Origin of the sequence: Brevundimonas sp. SPF441, assembly GCF_009661015.1 — a bacterium.
GTDB classification, from domain to species: Bacteria; Pseudomonadota; Alphaproteobacteria; order Caulobacterales; family Caulobacteraceae; genus Brevundimonas; species Brevundimonas vesicularis.
On sequence record NZ_WJWX01000024.1, the window covers coordinates 33,872 to 52,372 of the forward strand.

Annotated in this window: 15 protein-coding genes; 5 read left to right on the forward strand and 10 right to left on the reverse strand. The window is 67.7% G+C overall.

Annotated features, from left to right (window positions below):
- Nucleotide 1 precedes the first annotated feature (1 nt).
- The 3 genes from ilvC to GGC30_RS12990 form a co-directional block, all read right to left on the reverse strand.
- Nucleotides 2–1,015, reverse strand: coding sequence for a ketol-acid reductoisomerase (ilvC, locus tag GGC30_RS12980; RefSeq protein WP_153924928.1), 1,014 nt, complete (start codon nucleotides 1,013–1,015; stop codon nucleotides 2–4).
- A gap of 5 nt (nucleotides 1,016–1,020) precedes the next feature.
- On the reverse strand, nucleotides 1,021–2,760 hold the full coding sequence (locus GGC30_RS12985) for a dihydroxy-acid dehydratase (RefSeq protein ID WP_153924931.1): 1,740 nt from the start codon (nucleotides 2,758–2,760) through the stop codon (nucleotides 1,021–1,023).
- A 91-nt stretch (nucleotides 2,761–2,851) separates the two neighbouring features.
- A complete protein-coding gene (locus tag GGC30_RS12990) occupies nucleotides 2,852–3,004 on the reverse strand; it encodes a hypothetical protein (RefSeq protein WP_153924934.1) in 153 nt (50 codons plus the stop codon).
- Between the two features lie 258 nt (nucleotides 3,005–3,262).
- On the opposite strand from GGC30_RS12990, the gene gap reads away from it, so the two are divergent.
- The 3 genes from gap to fba all read left to right on the forward strand — a co-directional run bounded on the left by gap (nucleotide 3,263) and on the right by fba (nucleotide 6,862).
- Nucleotides 3,263–4,270 carry a type I glyceraldehyde-3-phosphate dehydrogenase gene (gap, locus tag GGC30_RS12995; protein WP_045810439.1) on the forward strand — a complete coding sequence of 336 codons (1,008 nt, stop codon included), beginning with the start codon at nucleotides 3,263–3,265 and terminating at the stop codon, nucleotides 4,268–4,270.
- Between the two features lie 165 nt (nucleotides 4,271–4,435).
- Nucleotides 4,436–5,632, forward strand: coding sequence for a phosphoglycerate kinase (gene pgk, locus GGC30_RS13000; protein ID WP_153924937.1), 1,197 nt, complete (start codon nucleotides 4,436–4,438; stop codon nucleotides 5,630–5,632).
- Between the two features lie 144 nt (nucleotides 5,633–5,776).
- Nucleotides 5,777–6,862, forward strand: coding sequence for a class II fructose-bisphosphate aldolase (fba, locus tag GGC30_RS13005; protein WP_153924940.1), 1,086 nt, complete (start codon nucleotides 5,777–5,779; stop codon nucleotides 6,860–6,862).
- A gap of 9 nt (nucleotides 6,863–6,871) precedes the next feature.
- Here fba and GGC30_RS13010 read toward each other — a convergent pair whose 3' ends face one another.
- Nucleotides 6,872–7,507: a DUF2799 domain-containing protein gene (locus GGC30_RS13010; RefSeq protein WP_153924943.1), complete on the reverse strand. Its 636-nt coding sequence runs from the start codon at nucleotides 7,505–7,507 to the stop codon at nucleotides 6,872–6,874.
- A gap of 83 nt (nucleotides 7,508–7,590) precedes the next feature.
- Here GGC30_RS13010 and GGC30_RS13015 point away from each other — a divergent pair, with 83 nt between their 5' ends.
- Together GGC30_RS13015 and rpoH are read left to right on the forward strand one after the other, a co-directional pair.
- Nucleotides 7,591–8,610 (forward strand): RluA family pseudouridine synthase, encoded by a 1,020-nt coding sequence (locus tag GGC30_RS13015; protein WP_370451989.1) that lies wholly within the window; start codon nucleotides 7,591–7,593, stop codon nucleotides 8,608–8,610.
- Nucleotides 8,611–8,840: 230 nt separating this feature from the next.
- Nucleotides 8,841–9,728 carry an RNA polymerase sigma factor RpoH gene (gene rpoH / locus GGC30_RS13020; RefSeq protein WP_026108409.1) on the forward strand — a complete coding sequence of 296 codons (888 nt, stop codon included), beginning with the start codon at nucleotides 8,841–8,843 and terminating at the stop codon, nucleotides 9,726–9,728.
- Nucleotides 9,729–9,772: 44 nt separating this feature from the next.
- On the opposite strand, the gene GGC30_RS13025 is transcribed toward rpoH, so the two are convergent.
- The 6 genes from GGC30_RS13025 to GGC30_RS13050 all read right to left on the reverse strand — a co-directional run bounded on the left by GGC30_RS13025 (nucleotide 9,773) and on the right by GGC30_RS13050 (nucleotide 18,460).
- Complete coding sequence (locus GGC30_RS13025; RefSeq protein ID WP_370451990.1) at nucleotides 9,773–10,585, reverse strand: response regulator; 813 nt, start codon at nucleotides 10,583–10,585, stop codon at nucleotides 9,773–9,775.
- A 107-nt stretch (nucleotides 10,586–10,692) separates the two neighbouring features.
- Nucleotides 10,693–11,988, reverse strand: a complete 1,296-nt coding sequence (locus GGC30_RS13030) for an adenylosuccinate synthase (RefSeq protein WP_153924946.1) — start codon at nucleotides 11,986–11,988, stop codon at nucleotides 10,693–10,695.
- A gap of 75 nt (nucleotides 11,989–12,063) precedes the next feature.
- Nucleotides 12,064–13,224 carry a phosphoserine transaminase gene (locus tag GGC30_RS13035; protein ID WP_153924948.1) on the reverse strand — a complete coding sequence of 387 codons (1,161 nt, stop codon included), beginning with the start codon at nucleotides 13,222–13,224 and terminating at the stop codon, nucleotides 12,064–12,066.
- Nucleotides 13,225–13,270: 46 nt separating this feature from the next.
- On the reverse strand, nucleotides 13,271–14,197 hold the full coding sequence (locus GGC30_RS13040) for a DnaJ C-terminal domain-containing protein (protein ID WP_370451991.1): 927 nt from the start codon (nucleotides 14,195–14,197) through the stop codon (nucleotides 13,271–13,273).
- Nucleotides 14,198–14,287: 90 nt separating this feature from the next.
- Complete coding sequence (locus GGC30_RS13045) at nucleotides 14,288–17,986, reverse strand: glycoside hydrolase/phage tail family protein (protein WP_153924955.1); 3,699 nt, start codon at nucleotides 17,984–17,986, stop codon at nucleotides 14,288–14,290.
- On the reverse strand, nucleotides 17,987–18,460 hold the full coding sequence (locus tag GGC30_RS13050; RefSeq protein ID WP_153924973.1) for an NlpC/P60 family protein: 474 nt from the start codon (nucleotides 18,458–18,460) through the stop codon (nucleotides 17,987–17,989).
- Nucleotides 18,461–18,501: the final 41 nt, after the last annotated feature.

The following is an 18,501-nucleotide window of genomic DNA, read 5'->3' on the forward strand; positions in this document are numbered from 1 at the left end:
CTCAGGCCGCCTCGGCCTTGGGCGTGTTCAGCCAGGCCATGCGCTCGCGCAGACGCGCGCCGACCTGTTCGATCTGGCTTTCGCGGTCCGCCTTCAGCCAGGCCTCGTACTGCGGCTTGCCGGCCTCGTTCTCGGTGATCCAGTTGCGCGCGAACGTGCCGTCCTGGATCTCGTCCAGGATGGTCTTCATGCGGGCCTTGGTCTCCTCGTTGACCACGCGCGGGCCGCTGGCGACGGCGCCGTATTTGGCCGTTTCCGAGATGAAGTGGTGCATCTTGGAGATGCCGCCTTCGTAGAACAGGTCCACGATCAGCTTCAGTTCGTGCAGGCATTCGAAATAGGCGATCTCGGGCTGGTAGCCGGCCTCGACCAGGGTGTTGAAACCCTGGATGACCAGTTCCTTGGCGCCGCCGCACAGGACTGCCTGTTCGCCGAACAGGTCGGTCTCGGTCTCTTCGCGGAAGGTGGTCTCCAGCAGACCGCCGGTCGCGCCGCCATTGCCCTTGGCGTAACCCATGGCCCGGTCGCGGGCCTTGCCGGTCGCGTCCTTCTCGATGGCGAACAGCGAAGGCACGCCGCGACCGCGCTGGAACTCGCGGCGGACCAGATCGCCCGGCCCCTTGGGCGCCACCAGGATGACGTCCATGTCCTCGCGCGGTTTGACGCGCTCGTAGATGATCGAGAAGCCGTGGGCGAACAGCAGGGCCGAGCCTTGCTTGGCGTTCGGCTCGACGATGTCGCGATAGACCTCGCCCTGGACCATGTCCGGCGTCAGGATGGCGATGATGTCGGCGCCCTTGACGGCCTCGGCCGGCTCGGCGGTCGCGATGCCGTCCTCGGTGGCGTGTTTCCAGCCCGTGCCGCCGTGACGGACGCCGGCGACCACGTCATGGCCGCTGTCGCGCAGGTTCTGGGCGTGAGCCCTGCCCTGCGAGCCATAGCCGATGATGGCGATGCGCTGACCGGCGATGGCGCCCGGCTTGATGTCTTCATTGGTGTAGATGGTGATGGCCATGGGGATCAGGCGTCCTGAGCAGCGTTGGTCTTGTGGGATGCCGGAACTTGAGCCGGCGGCGGGTTGGGAATGGTGACGGCGCCCTGGGCGGCCGAGGCGACCGAGGCGCGGTATTTGGCGAAGACGCCTCGCGCCGGGCGGACTACGTGGGGCGTAAAGCCCGCCCGGCGCGTCGCCAGGTCGACATTGACGTCGATCCGGCGGTTGGTGACGTCGATGGTGATGCGGTCACCATCGCGAATGAGGGCGATCGGGCCGCCGACGGCGGCTTCCGGCGAGACATGGCCGGCGACGAAGCCGTAGCTGGCGCCCGAGAACCGGCCGTCGGTCAGCAGGGCGACATTGTCGATCTTGCGGCCCTTCAGGGCGGCGGTGACCTGCAGCATCTCGCGCATGCCGGGACCGCCCTTGGGTCCTTCGTAGCGGATGATGATGACGTCGCCCTCACCGACCGAGCCGTCCTGCACGGCGTGGAAGGCGTCTTCCTCGGAGTCGAAAACGCAGGCCGGGCCTTCGAACGTATCGACCTTGTGACCCGTCAGCTTGATGACCGCACCTTCGGGAGCGACGTCGCCGTAGATGACTGCGAAGCTGCCGCGTTCCATCACCGGCGCGTCGAAGGATGTGACCACAACCTGGCCCGGCGTCTCCTCGGCCTCGGCCGCCTCGACGAACAGACTGCGGCCGGTGACGGTGGGGGTATTCACGATCTTGCCGGCCTCGGCCATCCGCTGGGTGACCAGGCGGGTGCCGCCAGCGGCGAACAGGTGCGAGGCCAGGAAACGGCCGCCCGGCTTCAGGTCGCAGATGACCGGCGCCTCGACGCAGGCCTGATGGCAGTCCTCGACGCCGAAATCGACGCCGGCTTCCGCCGCGATGGCCGTCAGGTGCATGACCGCATTGGTCGACCCGCCCGACGCCGAGACGGCGACGGCGGCGTTCTTCAGGCTGGCGCGGGTGATGTATTTGCGGGCCGTGTCGCCGGCGAAGACACGCTCGACGATGATGCGGCCGCAACGCTCGCCCTCGGCCGCCTTGTTCGGATCGACGGCGGGCACGTCATTGGCGCCCATGGGGCTGATGCCCATGACCGACAGGGCCATAGCCATGGTGTTGGCCGTGAACTGACCGCCGCAGGCGCCGGCGCCGGGGCAGACCGCGCTCTCGACCGCCTTCAGACCCGCATCGTCCAGCGCGCCGGCCGAATGGGCGCCGATGGCCTCGAACACTTCCTGGACCGAGACCTCCTTGGTCCCGATCACGCCGGGCATGATGGTGCCGCCGTAATAGACCAGGCCGGGGATATCCATACGCGCCAAGGCCATGGCCGCCGCCGGGATCGTCTTGTCGCAGCCGACGATGCAGACCACGCCGTCCAGCTGGTGGCCTTCGATGGCCAGCTCTATCGAGTCAGCGACGACCTCGCGGCTGATCAGCGAGGCCTTCATCCCCGCCGTGCCCATCGAGATGCCGTCGGTGACGACGATGGTGTTGAAGTCGACCGGATAGCCGCCCGCCACGACGATGCCGGCGCGCACGTCCTTGGCCAGCCGATCCAGGTGCATGTTGCACGGCGTGACCGTCGACCAGGTGTTGACGATGCCGATCATCGGCTTGTCGAAGTCGGCGTCCTGCATGCCGGCGGCGCGCAGATAAGAGCGGGCGGCCGCCCGGTTCGGGCCAGCCGTCACCGCCGCGCTGCGCGCGTTGGGCTTTCTGGGCTGGGAGGTAGAATTTTGCGTCATCGGTCCGGTTCGTTTCGAACCGCCGCGCACTAAAAACCCCGCTTCCTTTCGGAGGCGGGGTGGTGCGAGGCGATCCTGAATGTGTCTAAGGTCAGGTCGCGTGCATCCACGCCGCTTGCGTAAGCAGGCCGAGAAGTACGAGGGTAATGAGGAATACGGGGCTTTCCAGGCCGACAGGCGCGCGAACGGCGGCGACCGCCTTGGCGATGCGTTCCTTCGTCATGTCGCGCGTCATCGTGGCCACGGGCGGCTCCCTGTTCTGACGCCAAGAAACCATAGCCGCTGGAGTCGCACAACCCCTGTCGCAATAATTTTGCGCAACGGCTGGAAAAGAACCTCGCCCGGGGTGTTTCTTACCTCATGCTGACGCGGGCGGTTTTCGAAGCGTAACCGTCCATCACATCATGTTACGTACGCGGGGTTGAAACCCGCCCGCGACCGCTCCATTGAGACGCCAACCTATATGTAGCGCACAACACCCTACCGTTCAGAGGAGCTTCCCATGACCGTTCGCGTCGCCATCAATGGTTTCGGCCGCATTGGCCGTCTGGTCCTTCGCTCGATCATCGAGCATGGCCGCACGGACATCGAGGTGGTGGCGATCAACGATCTGGGTCCGGTCGAGACCAACGCCCACCTATTCCGTTACGATTCCGTCCACGGCCGCTTCCCCGGCACGGTGACCTCGGGTGAGGACTGGATCGACGTCGGCACCGGCAAGATCAAGGTCACGGCCGAGCGCGATCCCGCCAATCTGCCGCACGCCGAGCTGAAGGTGGACATCGCCTTCGAATGCACCGGCATCTTCACCTCCAAGGACAAGGCCAGCGCCCACCTGAAGGCCGGCGCCAAGCGCGTCCTGGTCTCGGCGCCCGCCGACAACGCCGACAAGACCATCGTCTACAAGGTCAACCACGAGACCCTCACCGCCGACGACATCGTCGTGTCGAACGGCTCGTGCACCACCAACGCCCTGGCCCCCGTCGCCAAGGTGCTGAACGACCTGTTCGGCATCGAGCGCGGCTATATGACCACCATCCACTCCTACACCGGCGACCAGCCGACGCTGGATACTATGCACAAGGACCTGTACCGCGCCCGCGCCGCGGCTCTGTCCATGATCCCGACCTCGACCGGCGCCGCCAAGGCCCTGGGCCTGGTCCTGCCGGAGCTGAAGGGCAAGCTGGACGGCTCTTCGATCCGCGTCCCGACGCCTAACGTCTCGGTCGTCGATCTGAAGGTCGTCGCCGGTCGCGAGGTCACGGTCGAAGAGATCAACGCGGCGCTTCAGGCCGCCGCCGACGGCCCGATGAAGGGCGTCCTGTTCACGACGACCGACCCGCTGGTCTCGCACGACCTTAACCACATCGCCGCCTCCTCCACCGCCGCCCTGCCACAGACCCAGGTCGTCGACGGCAAACTGGCTCGCGTGTTGAGCTGGTATGATAACGAGTGGGGCTTTGCGACGCGCATGAGCGACACCGCGCTGCAGATGGCGAAGTTCCTGTAAGATCGCAAAAGTCTCCTCCCCACACCGTGGGGAGGGGGACCACGAAGTGGTGGAGGGGCTCTTTCCACCGCACCGAACTCGGGGCCAAAGCCCCTCCGTCACGGCGCAAGCGCGCCGCGCCACCTCCCCATCGCTTTGCGACAGGGAGGACACAGGGAAACGATCATGACCTTCCGCACCCTCAACGACGCCCAGAACCTCGCCGGCAAGACGGCCCTGGTCCGCGTGGACTTCAACGTCCCGATGGAGGGCGGCAAGGTCACGGACGACACCCGTCTGCGGGTCGCCCTGCCGACGATCCAGCGCCTGCGCGACGCGGGCGCCAAGGTCGCTCTTCTGGCCCATTTCGACCGCCCCAAGGGCCAGCGCGTTCCGTCGATGAGCCTGAAACCCGTCGTTCAGCCACTGGAAGAACTGCTCGGCGCCCCCGTCCGCTTCGCCGACGACTGCGTCGGTCCTGATGCCGTCGAGGCCATTCGCGATCTGGACGTCGGCGGCGTGGTCCTGATGGAAAACGTGCGCTTCCACGCGGCGGAAGAGGCCAATGATCTGGTCTTCTCCCAGAAGCTGGCGGATCTCGGCGATCTCTACGTCAACGACGCCTTCTCGGCCGCCCACCGCGCCCACGCCTCGACGGAAGGCGTCGCCCACCACATCCCCGCCTATGCTGGCGAATCCATGCGTCGTGAACTCGATGCGCTCGAGGCGGCGCTCGGCAAGCCGCAGAAGCCAGTCGTCGGCATCGTCGGCGGCTCCAAGGTCTCGACCAAGCTGGATCTGCTGAAGAACCTGGTCGGCAAGCTGGACACGCTGGCCATCGGCGGCGGCATGGCCAACACCTTCCTCTATGCGCAAGGGATCGATATCGGCGGCTCGCTGGCCGAGAAGGATATGGCGGACACGGCGCGCGAGATCCTGGCGGAAGCCGAAGCCAAGGGCTGCCACATCCTGCTGCCCGTCGATGTCGTGGTGGCGACCGAGGTCAAGCCCGGCGCCGACGCCCGCACCGTCAAGACAGGCGAGGCCCTGTCCGCTGACGACAAGATCCTGGACGCAGGCCCCGACACCGTTGCTCGCCTGAACGCCGCCATCGACGGCTCCAAGACCCTGATCTGGAACGGCCCGCTGGGCGTGTTCGAGGTGCCGCCCTTCGACGCCGCCACCGTCGCGGCCGCCAAGCACGTCGCCGAGCGCACCAAGGCCGGCGCCCTGATCGCCGTGGCGGGCGGCGGCGACACGGTCGCGGCCGTCGGTCATGCCGGCGTCAGCGCAGACCTGACTTTCGTCTCCACCGCCGGCGGCGCCTTCCTAGAATGGATGGAGGGCAAGCCGCTGCCCGGCGTCGAGGCTCTGCGCGCCTGAAGGCTCAGCGATGCAGGCGGATCACGCCTGCATCCTGTCTTTGAAATCGGCGCTGAAACGGTTGTAACACGGCGTGACTTCGCGCTGTCCGGCGTCTAATCTCTCGCCCAACCAAAAAGACTATTCGGCTCAGGAGACTACCCAATGGCGCGCATCACGCTGCGACAGCTGCTCGACCACGCGGCAGAGAACGATTACGGCCTGCCCGCCTACAACATCAACAATATGGAACAGGGTCTGGCGATCATGGAGGCGGCCCATGAGGTTAACGCCCCCGTCATCATTCAGGCCTCGCGCGGCGCCCGGAACTACGCCAACGATATCGTTCTGGCCAAGCTGATTGACGCCCTGGCCGAACTCTACCCGCACATTCCGGTCTGCATGCACCAGGACCACGGCAATGGCCCGGCCACCTGCGCCACCGCCATCCAGTACGGCTTCACCTCGGTGATGATGGACGGCTCGCTGGAGGAGGACGCTAAGACCCCCGCCTCTTACGAGTACAACGTCGACGTCACCCGTCGCGTCACCGAAATGGCCCACGCCTGCGGCGTCTCGGTCGAGGGCGAACTGGGCGTGCTGGGTTCGCTGGAAACCGGCATGGGCGAGGCCGAGGACGGCCACGGCTTCGAGGGCAAGCTGGACCATTCGCAACTGTTGACCGACCCGGATCAGGCCGTCGATTTCGTCGCCGCCACCAAGGTCGACGCCCTCGCCATCGCCATGGGCACCAGCCACGGCGCCTACAAGTTTACGCGCCAGCCGGACGGCGAGGTCCTGGCCATGAACGTGATCGAGGAAATCCACCGCCGCCTGCCCAACACCCATCTGGTGATGCACGGCTCGTCCTCGGTGCCGCAGGATCTGCAGGACATCATCAACCAGTATGGCGGCGAAATGCCCCAGACCTGGGGCGTGCCGGTCGAGGAAATCCAGCGCGGCATCAAACACGGCGTGCGCAAGGTCAACATCGACACCGACAACCGCATGGCCATCACCGGCGCCATCCGTAAGGCCCTGATGGAGAAGCCGGGCGAGTTCGACCCGCGCTACTATCTGAAGCCGGCCAAGGAAGCGATGAAGAGGCTCTGCATGGAGCGCTACCAGCAGTTCGGCTGCGAAGGTCAGGCCTCCAAGATTCGTCCCCTCTCCACCGCCCAGATGGCGAAGCGCTACGCCTCGGGCGACCTCGATCCGTCCTTCCGCGGCGCATCCGTCAAGGCCGCCTAGGACCGACGCCTAGACCGGGTAGCGGCCGCTCAGTTCGCGCCGCACCCGTCGAACGTCCCATTCCGCCTGATCCAGCGCGTCGCGTGCCTCCAGGGCATTGCGACGCGCATCGCGGATTTCGCCTCTGACCTCTTGGATGCGGTCACGAATGCGCTCCCGTTCTTCATCCGTCAGGCCCTCGCCGCGCAGTTCACGCTCCTTGGCCTCCAGCTTGTCTTCGCGGTTCTCGATCCGGGCCTCGGCGCTGTTCAGCGTGCTTTCCGCTGTCTCGTAGGCGTCCTCGACCTCATGCAGCTGTCGGCCGTCACGATAGGCCGGCAGAAACGCCTGCTCCTCCTCCGGCCGACAGACGCCATAATAGGCATTGCCCGCCCGTCCCTCCTCCCAGCCGCGCTGAAAGGTGCAGTAGGTCCGCAAGCCATCCCCACGCGCCGAGCCATAGGCGGCCGGATTGGGTGCGATCTGAAACTTGGCGCAGGCCTTGGCGTGGTCGTCCAGTCGCGTCATCGGATAGCCCGACGCCCCGTCGGCATAGCCCTTCTCGCCCCAGGCGCCGGCGAGGCATTCGTCCTTGCTCATGGTGGTGCAGCTGCTCAGCAGCGCCGCCGCGGCGAACGCGCCCCCGGCGATCATCAACCGCTTCATCGGATGTCTCCAACGCCCCCAAGCTTGACTATCGCCTCACCCGCGCCCCTCGCGCAAGCGGCCGGTCGTGCTAGGGAGACGACGTGTCCGCCCAAGATCTGATCGATGAAGACGAAGACCCCGCGACCGGCGCCCCCGCAGAGGTGCTGGAAGCCCGCATCGACGCGGCCGGCGTTCGCCTGGACAAGGCCCTGGCCGGCGCCTTCCCCACCCTGTCACGCGCCCGGCTCCAGGCCCTGCTGGCCGAGGGCGCCGTCAGTCGCGATGGCGCGGTTCTCACCGGCGGTTCCGCCAAGGCCCAGCCCGGCCTTTATGCGGTCGCCCTGCCGCCCGTCGCGCCGGCCGCACCTCAGCCCAAGGCCATTCCCCTGACCGTTCTCTACGAGGACGCCGACCTAATCGTCATCGACAAGCCTGCGGGCATGGCCGCCCACCCCGCGCCCGGCACACCCGACGGCACCCTGGTCAATGCGCTGCTGGCCCATTGCGGCGACAGCCTGTCGGGCATCGGCGGGGTCGCCCGTCCCGGCATCGTCCACCGGCTGGACAAGGACACCTCCGGCGTCATGGTCGCCGCCAAGACCGACCGCGCCCACCAAGGCCTGTCCGCCCTGTTCGCTGCGCACGACATCGAGCGCACCTACATCGCCCTGACACGCGGCGCGCCGTCGCCCGCGACCGGCCGTATCCACACCCGCATCGGGCGCTCCACCGGCGACCGCAAGAAGATGGCGGTCCTCAAGGCCGGCGGTCGCGAGGCCATCACCGACTATGTCGTCCAAGCGACCTTCGGGCAGCCCGCGAAAGCTGGCGGCGCACCCATGGCCGCGCGGGTCGCCTGCACCCTGCAGACCGGCCGCACCCATCAGATCCGCGTCCACCTATCGTCCAAGGGCGCGCCGATCCTCGGCGATGCGACCTACGGCTCGGGCAGCCCCGCCATACCCGTCCGCGCCGCCATCGCCGAAGCGGGCCTTGTGCGCCAGGCACTCCACGCCGCAGTCCTGGGCTTTGTCCATCCTGTCACGGGCGTGGCGCTTCGCTTCGAGACCGCGCCGCCCTCCGACATGCAGCGTCTCGAAACGCGCCTCGCCGAAGTCTGAACAGCCGCCTGTCTGGGCAGGTCTTGAATAGCAACTGACAAAGTTCTATATAGGACGTCGATCGGCGCGAGTGGCGCCAGGGCCACGGTCACGCTTTCGTGTGACGATCCGCCTCTAAAAATGGCGGCAACCCATCGCTACTTCACCGGTTGAGGGGTGAGACGTCGGTGCACACACCGTGGCCGATGACGAAGAGCCCGCTCGTTCAAGACGGTCGGAGGGACCTGTATATGGCTGCCAATAGTACGCTCGCGGTGATGTCGCCTGAACAAGGCCTGTCGCGCTATCTGACGGAAATCCGCAAATTTCCGATGCTGACCAAGGATGAGGAGTTCATGCTCGCCAAGCGTTGGTCTGAGCACCAGGACCCCGAAGCCGCCCACCGTCTCGTCACCTCGCACCTTCGTCTCGTGGCCAAGATCGCCATGGGGTATCGCGGCTACGGCCTGCCGATCGGCGAAGTGATTTCCGAGGGCAACGTCGGCCTGATGCAGGCCGTCAAGAAATTCGACGCCGACAAGGGCTTCCGCTTGGCGACCTACGCCATGTGGTGGATCCGCGCCTCGATCCAGGAGTACATCCTGCGCAGTTGGTCGCTTGTGAAGATGGGCACCACCGCGGCGCAGAAGAAGTTGTTCTTCAACCTGCGCAAGGCCAAGAGCCAGATCTCGGCCTTCGAGGAAGGCGATCTGCATCCTGAACACCTCGCCGCCATCGCCACCAAACTGGGCGTGACGGAGGAAGAGGTCACCAACATGAACCGCCGTCTCGGCGGCGACGCCTCGCTGAACGCCCCTTTGCGCGCCGACGGCGAAAGCGAGTGGCAGGACTGGCTGGCCGACGACACGGCCGTGTCTCAGGAAACCCAACTCGCCGACGACGAGGAAAAGGGCATCCGCATGAGCCTCCTGCAAGAGGCCATGGAAGAGCTGACCGACCGTGAGAAGCACATCCTCACGGAACGTCGCCTCAAGGACGATCCGGTCACGCTGGAAGAACTCGCCGGCCAGTATGGCGTCTCGCGCGAGCGCGTGCGTCAGATCGAGGTCCGCGCCTTCGAAAAGCTGCAAAAGGCCATGCGCGCCGCCGCCGAAGAGCGGAACCTGGTCGACGCCTGAGAAACTCGGTCCGCTGCGCCTTCAACGGCGCGGCGGACCATCCATCACGACGCGCACGCCACCGGCGCCGCTTCATTGGCCGCTCTCGCAGCCGTCACCACCGTGCCGATTGGCTGGGCCAGTCCCGCCTTCGTCACCTGACCGCTGGCCACATAGGCCTGCAATGTCGCCACAGCCATCGCCAGTCGCGCGTCCGCCGTCTTGATGGCCAGACCGTTCAGCGTCTCGGCCTGTTGACGAATGGCGCGCGTCGCCTGCGACGGATCCTGCTCGAACTGCGACAAGGCCGAAACCAGGATTCGCGACGCCTGATCACGGATTTCAGCGGCGCCGCCTCCGGCCGCACCATCGCTGCGGCGCTTGCGAGCGCCCGAATATTCACCTGAGTTGAACCGGCGACGATCCGGCCCGACGTAGCCGACGGCCTCGATCCAGGGCCGGGGCTTCAACGTCACATTCTCGACCCGCTTGAACAAGTCGCCGGTCGTGAACGGCTTTCTCAGGAACTCGTGGATGCCGGCGTCGCGCGCGCCCTTGATCGCCGCGGCGGTCGCCTCGCCCGTCACCATGATGATCGGCGACATGCGGCACGACATGCTGGAGCGCCGAATGCGCCGCGCCAGCGTCTCGCCGTTCAGCCTGTCTCCAGACCGCTCTGTGAAGATCACGCCCGGCTCGACGTCGCGCAGCAACTCTAGCGCCCGTTCCTCGTCGCCTTCGGAATAGACCTCGCGCGCACCCATGCCCTTCACGATGTCCGTCAGCAGTCGCGCTGACGACAGATTGGCGTCCACGATGACCACCCGACGAAGCGCAGGCTCCATGCGGCTTATGGTTCTGGCGTTTGCGGCGAACACATCAGACTCCGAAGTTGGAGCCGTTATCCTTACCGACCACGGGTTAAGACCTGTTGAATAGGTCTTTCTGCGTAGTCCGCCGCCTCACGCCGCCCCCTTCCAATACCTCAGCCCTGGAACGGATCGCGCATCAGAATGGTGTCGTCGCGCTCTGGGCTGGTCGACAGCAGGGCCACTGGGGCGCCGATCAACTCCTCGATCCGGCGCACATATTTGATAGCGTTGGCGTTGATGTCCTTGAAGCTGCGGACGCCGGCGGTGCTTTCGCTCCAACCTTCCAGCTCTTCGAACACCGGCTCGGCCGCGCCCTGGGCCTTCAGGCTTGAGGGCAGATAGTCCAGCACCTCGCCATCGACCTTATAGCCGACGCAGATCTTCAGCGTCTTCAACCCGTCCAGCACGTCCAGCTTGGTCAGGGCGATCCCGTCGATGCCGTTGATCGCCACCGACTGGCGCACCAACACGGCGTCGAACCAGCCGCAGCGGCGCGCGCGGCCGGTGTTCACCCCGACCTCGCGGCCAACGGTCGCCAGATGCGCGCCGACCTCATCATCCAGTTCGCAGGCGAAGGGGCCCTCTCCGACGCGCGTGGTATAGGCCTTCACGATGCCCAGCACATAACCGACGCCGCGCGGCCCGATGCCTGAACCCGCCGCCGCCTGCCCGGCTACGGTGTTGGAGCTGGTGACATAGGGATAGGTGCCGTGATCCACGTCCAGGAAGGCGCCCTGCGCCCCTTCAAACAGGACGCGCTTGCCGTCCTTCTGCGCCTGGTCCAGCACGCGCCAGGCCGGTTTCACATAGGGCAGGATCTTCGGCGCGATCTCCAGCAACTGCGCCAGCAGCGCGTCAGGGTCGATCGGCTCCAGCCCCAGCCCGGCGCGCAGCGGATCGTGGTGCGAGCGCAGCCGGTCGATCTTGACCTTCAGATCGTCTTCATTGGCCAGATCGCAGACCCGAATGGCGCGACGCCCCACCTTGTCTTCATAGGCCGGGCCGATGCCGCGGCCGGTCGTGCCGATCTTGGCGCCCGGCGCGCTCGCCGCCGCCTCGCGCGCGACGTCCAGCGCCGGGTGGATGGGCAAGATCAGACAGGCGTTGTCCGCAATGGTCAGGATTTCAGGACTGATCGCCACGCCTTGGGCGGCGATCTTCTCGATCTCGCCGACCAGATGCCAGGGATCGACGACCACGCCGTTGCCGATGATCGACGGCTTGCCCTGCACGACGCCCGAAGGCAGCAGCGCCAGCTTATAGACCTTGCCGTCCACGACCAGCGTATGGCCGGCGTTGTGACCGCCCTGGAACCGCACGACCATGTCGGCGCGGTTGGACAGCCAGTCCACGATCTTGCCCTTGCCCTCGTCGCCCCACTGGGCGCCGACCACCGCTACGTTCGCCAAAACCGTCTCTCCGCACTGGAATGCGGGCGCAGCCTATAGCGAGGGAATCGTATTATGTCGTCCCGTCAGGCGGATTTATCCGACTTCGCTGACCGCCGTCTCGAACGCCCATTCCAGCCAGGGCGTCGCTGCAACCACATCGGCCGTCTCGACCGTGCAGCCGCACCATAGTCGAAGACCAGGCGGCGCATTGCGATGCGGCTCCATATCAAACACGGCCGCCTCGCCTTCCAGCAGGGCCTTGAACCGCATGACGAAGGCCTTCTGCGCCTTGTCGTCCAGCGCGGCGATCCGCGCATCGGTGAACTTCAGGCAGACCGAGGTCGTCGACCGGATTTCCGGCCGATCCGGCAGGAAGGCGATCCAGTCGGTCCGTTCCACCCATTGCGCCAACGCGGCGTAGTTGGCGTCGGTCCGCCGGATCAGTTCGCTCAATCCGCCGATGTCCTTCGCCCAGCCCAGGGCGTCGATCCAGTCTTCGATTGTCAGGATCGAGAAGGTGTTGATCGCCACCCCGTCCGCCAGCGCCCGATCGAACCGTCCCTTGCCGTCGATCAGCCGCAACAGCTTGGGAATCGCCCGATCCGGTCGGTACATATCCAGCCGCTCGACCGCGCGCGGCGACAGCACCATCACCCCGATGCCCGCCTCGCCGCCCAGCGCCTTCTGGAAGCTGAAGGTCACGACATCCAGCTTGTCCCACGGCAGCGGCATGGCAAAGGCGGCGGAGGTCGCGTCGCAGATCGCCAGCCCCTCGCGATCGTCGGCGATCCAGTCGGCGTCCGGCACGCGCACCCCCGAGGTCGTGCCGTTCCACGGGAAGACCACATCCTTGGACCAATCCGCCTGGCTCAGATCAGGCAGTTCGCCCCACGGCGCCGTCAGCGCCTCGGGTGCCAGCCCCAGATGATCCGTCACGTCCGCCAGCCAGGTCAGGCCGAAGTTCTCGAACGCCACGACCTGCACGGGCCGGGCGCCCAACATCCCCCACAGCGCCGCCTCGACCGCGCCTGTGTCCGACCCTGGCGTGTAGAGCATCACATGGCTGTCAGGCACTTCCAGCACTTCGCGCGTCAGCCGAAGGCCATGCGCGAACCGCTCCACCACCTCTGGCGCGCGAATACCGCGTCCCAGCAAATCGGACGGCAATCCGCCCAGCGCATAGCCCGGCCGCTTCGCCGTCGGCCCCGCCGAAAACCACGGCCGCGCCGGCTTCACATCAGGCTTCGTGCTCATGCTCTCTTCCTTTGGCGCAACCGCGCTTCACGCTGTTTGAGCGCGCTCACCGCCCCGGCGTATAGGGCCGCCTGGCCCGCCAATCCTCTGCGAAGGCGGTCAGTTCGGCGTCCGGCGCATCCGGCAGCGTCACCATCACCCGCGCCAGCAGATCGCCGCGCCGCCCTTGCGCAACCGCGCCGCGCCCCTTCAGCCTCAGCACCTTGCCCGAGTTCGACCCCGCCGGCAGCGTCATCTGCACCACGCCCTCGGGCGTCGGCACCCGCACCTTGGCGCCCAGCACCGCATCGGGCACCGACACCGGCAGGTCCATGGTCAGGTCCGCCCCGTCGCGCTTGTAGATGGGGTGCGGTTCGATCCTCAGTTCGATCAGGGCGTCGCCGTTCTCGGCCCCGCGTCCCGGCGATCCCTGACCGCGCAGGCGGATCGTCTGGCCTTCCGACGCGCCCTTGGGAATGGTCACGTCCAGGGTGCGCCCATCCGAAAACTGGATCCGCCGCGTCGCCCCGGCGATGGCGTCTTCCAGACTGATGTCCAGCGTCGCCTTCACGTCCTGGCCGCGTGAGGTGAAGTCCCGCGCGCCGCGCTGACGCCCGGCCCCGCCGAACATGCCGAACAGGTCGTCCAGATCAACGCCTTCGAAGTTGGCGCGGCCGCCCGGCCCGCCGCCTTGTCCGAACGGATTGCCGCCCTGGCCGAACGGGCTGCCGCCGGCGCGACCGCCCCCGCCGAAGCCGCGGTACTGTTCGTTGCCGTCGCCGTCGATCTGGCCCGCGTCGTATTTGGCGCGCTTTTCCTTGTCGCCCAGGATGTCGAAGGCCGCCGTCACCCGCTTGAACTTGTCCTCGGTGATCTTGTCGCCGGGGTTCTTGTCGGGATGCAGTTCCTTGGCGAGCTTGCGATACGCCTTCTTGACCTCGTCCGCGCTCGCGCCCTTCGAAACGCCCAGTTCCTTGTAGGGGTCGCCTGCCACGTCCGTTGTCGCTCCAGCTGAAAAAGGTCGAGAGGCCGTCAGTTAAGCCATGCCCCGCCCCGCGCAAAGGGCTGGACCCGCCCTATTTCGTCAGAGCCGCCGGATTTCCGCCTCCAGCTCCGCTTCTGGGCCCCACCCGAACCCTTCGCCCCACTGCGCCACGGCGATCCGCGCCGTCGATGTCGCGCCTTCTGGGTAGTCCGTCGCCAAGTCGGCCGCAGAATAGAACGCCGACAGCCCCTTCACCGCCATCGTCCGAACCCCGACGTCATGATCAAAGACGCGCAGCCGGAACCGCATCGGATCGACCGCTGTCGGTTCCCCATCCCAACTGTCGCCGAACAGCCGCACGCGCGGCGTCCATCGGATCGCCAGACCCTCGGCCGACGTCTCGACCGTCAGACCAGACGGCGACCACGGCCGATCATTCACGCCCCTCGCCACGAACAGGGCTTCGCTGAACCCCGCGCCGCCCGGCGCCGCGCCAGCCGGTCCCGCGCGACAGACCAGCGGCAGTCCTCGCTCGCCCCGCCCCATCTCCGCGCGCACCAGCCGGTTGTCCAGAAACACCACGACGGACCCCGCCATCGCGCCCGCCCGCATCTCGACCTCGGTCCCCTGCTGCCCGCGCAATAGCCCCGTCAGCCGCCACGTGCCCGGACCGACCAGAAGCGCCGACCGATACTGAACGATCTCCCACCCCACGGCCGTCTCGACCGCCAGCGCATTGCCGCCGGCCAGCACCGCCGCCTCCAACACGCTTTCCGGCGCCTCGCCCTCGGCCCGCACCACCACGGCGTTGGCCTCGTCCCAACGGTGCCGCACGCCCGGGCCCAGCGCCTCGACCAAAACCCCGACCGTCGCTGGCGTCTCCACATCACCCCTCGCCGTCAGGGTCTCTGCGGTCGGCCCCGCGTGCAGCCGCATCGTCCGCCACGGTTCGGCCGCCACGGCGATCAAGGGCCGCGCGTCCGCCTCACGCCCCATCAAGGGCGGCAGGTCCAACACTTTCAGTAACGGCGCCCCGACCACGACCGGAGTCTCACCCCCGCGCCAAGCGCCGTCATCCTCGACCGTCCGCCAAGCCGTCACCGGCTCCAGCACTGCCGACGGCGTCTCGTCCGACGTGACCCGCGTCACGCGCCAGTCGTCCGATCGCCCCTCCAGCCGCACCCCGTCTCCCGGCTCCAGCCGCAAGGCTTCCAGCGGCCCCAGCGCCCAGGTCTTCGCCTCCACGCTCTCGCCGTCCAACGCCCGCTGCGCCGCCGCCTTCGCCAGCCCGCTGCCGCACACCAGCGGCAAGTCCAGATCGACCCCGCCTGCCGTCGCAGACGCATCGTCCGACCGCGCGACCACCGCCCCGGTCTGATAGTCCGCCGTCTCGTTGATGAACCGCACCCGCGCCTCGCCCGCCCTGGGCTCCAGCATCCGCGTCGCCGTCTCCGCCGCCCCGCCATCGGGCAGAGCCAGCGCCTCGCGCCCAATCTCGACCACCGTCTCCACCCGCCCCAGCACGGCGACCTTCCCGTTCCGCTCGGCCGCCACGGCGTCGAACGCGGCCAGCAGCGGCTCCAGCGCATCGCGCGTCCGCATCGGCCGGTCGATGACATAGCCGGCCGCCGCCCCCTCGACGCCCTCGATCGCCATCTCGTCAGGCGACAATCCGCCTCGCGCCAGCACCGCCTCGACCAGATCGCGCCCGTCGCCGGCCAGCCGTCCATTCAGCCAATGCCCGGCGCGCCACGCCCCTGCGTCGGCCCAGACATCGCCCCGCGCCGGAAAAGCCGGAAAAGGCCGCGCGTCCCAGCACCAGGCGTCCGCCGCCTCCAGCATTCGCCCGCCATAAACCGCGGACACCGGATTGTTCTCAGCCGTCGCATAATGCCCCAGCACCGCCTCCAGCGCCGCCCGCTGCACCGCGTCGTCACGCGCGCCGGTCGATCCCGGCGGCAGGCGGCTCTCGGTGCTCTTGGCGTCCTGAAACAGGTTCGGCGCATTGCCTCCCCGGTCCACCGCCGCACAGCCGAACTCTGACAGCCGCACCGGCTTCATCCCCGGAATCCAGGCCGTCGACACAGCGCTCCGCACCCCGCCCGGTCGGTCATGGTGCCGGTTCGACCACCAGCCTTTCAGGTCCTTGGGCCGAAACACCCAGTCCTCGCCATGCGCCCCGTCGATGATGGGCGTTCTCACCTGCCCCGCCCGATCCGCCTCGCTGGCGTAGAACCAGTCGAACCCGTCCCCGCCCGCGACGCCCGCCGCCAGATAGGCCGGGTCCGCCGCGCTGCCGAAGGTCGCCGCATCTACCCCGCCGTCGTCCGCCTTCCAGTCCGTCAGGGGCGGGTACCAGTCGATCGACACATGATCGATGTTCGTATCGGCCCACAGCGGATCCAGATGGAACACCACCTCCACGCCCGACTGGCGCCCAAAATATTCGCTCCAGTCCGCCGCATACGACAGGGCCACGCCCGGCCCTACCACCGCCCGACACTCCGCCGCCAGCGCCCGAAACTGATCGACCGCCGGAAAGCCCCCGGCCGCATCCCGCGTCCAGGTCACCCCGCGCATCTCCGACCCAATCAACAGGCCGTCCGCCCCCTCATCCGCCGCGATCCGGGCGTAGTGCAGTGCCATCCGCCGCAGCCCCCAATCCTCGGCCCCGCCGAACAGCGCCGCGATCTCCGCCGTCGCCCCGGCCCCATCCACGCCCGCCACCCGTCCGCGCCACGGATAGCCGGGGCAGTCCATGAAGACGAACGGATATAGGGTCACCTCCAGCCCCCGCGCCTTCAGCTCGCGGATCGCCTGACGCACGCTGTCGTCCGACGGCGTCCCGCCATAGGCTGGCGCTCCATCCACCTGACTGACCTCATAGGCCTCATCGCGCGCGACGCCCGCCACGGACCAGACCCGCGGTTCGGTCGGCTTCTCGCGCCGCTCCACCCCCGGCCGCACGACGCAATGCCCGGCCCTCAGGTCGCTACCAAACCACCCGACCACCAGGCTGACCCGCTTCAGGTTCGGCAGTTGCGCCTGAAGTTGATCCAACGACACGATCAGGTCCGCCCGGCCCTCGCCATTGTGCACATTCTCCGCCGTCGTCCGCGTCAGCCCCTCGCGGCGCACCACCGCCTCGGTCGCCAGGGCGAACTCCCCCGCGCCGGGGATCAGGCACACCCCTTCCAGCCGGTCCTCCAGCCGCGCCGTCTGTCCGCGCGGTCGCCGGAACACCTCGAAGCTCAGTTGCGGAACCCGATCCCCGAACGGCCCCAGCGGCAAATCCTCAAACACCACATAGGCCGTCCCGCGATACGCCGGCGCATCCTCCTCGACCGCCTCGATCAGCGGATCCGCCGTCTGGTCCTCGCCCCCGCGATGCACCCGCATCACCACGCCGGTCATGTCCATCAGCCGCCCATCGGCCCAGACCCGCCCGACCCCGTCGATCTCGCCCTCGCAAAGCGCCACGGCGAAGCTCAGCGAATAGACATAGTCGACCGTCTTCGGCCCGCCCTTGCCCGCCCGGCCCTTGTTTTTGCCTTCCAGGAACCGCGCCGCCCAGATCACCTGACCCGTCACCCGCGCCCGTCCAAAGACGCAGGCCATCGGCGCGCCTTCCGCCGTGCCCTGGACCTTCAGCGTCTCGAGCCTCGGCCCCACCTGCCGCGCCGGCCCCAGCGAGCCCACCACCCGATTGTCGATCGCCCGCCCAAGGGTCGCGCCGATCACCCGCCCGACCGGCCCGCCGACCGACTGCCCGACCGCGCTCAGAACGACTTGCGCCATCTATATCCCCACAGGAAACCGGAACACGGCCGCCAGCCGTCTTCGCCACCACATGCCCATCCAGCTCTCGACCACCGCCCGTCCCCAATAGGCGTGGATCATCCTCGGCTCCGGCCCGCCGACCTCGCTTAGGATGGCGCAATGCTTCACCGCCGCCCCCGGCGACATCCGAAACAGCAGCACGTCGCCCGGCCGCATCTGATCGACCGCAACGGGCCGCATCCACCGCCCCGCCGCCTCCAGCAGCGTCTCGCGCCCGCCGACCTCGGCCCAGTCGGCCGAATAGGCCGGCAAGACTTCGGGCTCCTCGCCCACCACCTCGCGCCACACCCCGCGCACCAGACCCAGACAGTCCGCGCCCACACCCTTCATGCTGGCCTGATGCCGATACGGCGTGCCCAGCCAGGACCGGGTGGCCGCGACGATCGCACAGCCCTCTCCCTCCCCCTGCGGGGGAGGGTGGTCGAGCCGCAAGCGAGACCGGGTGGGGGCGGCCTGGCATTCCGTGTCCGGTC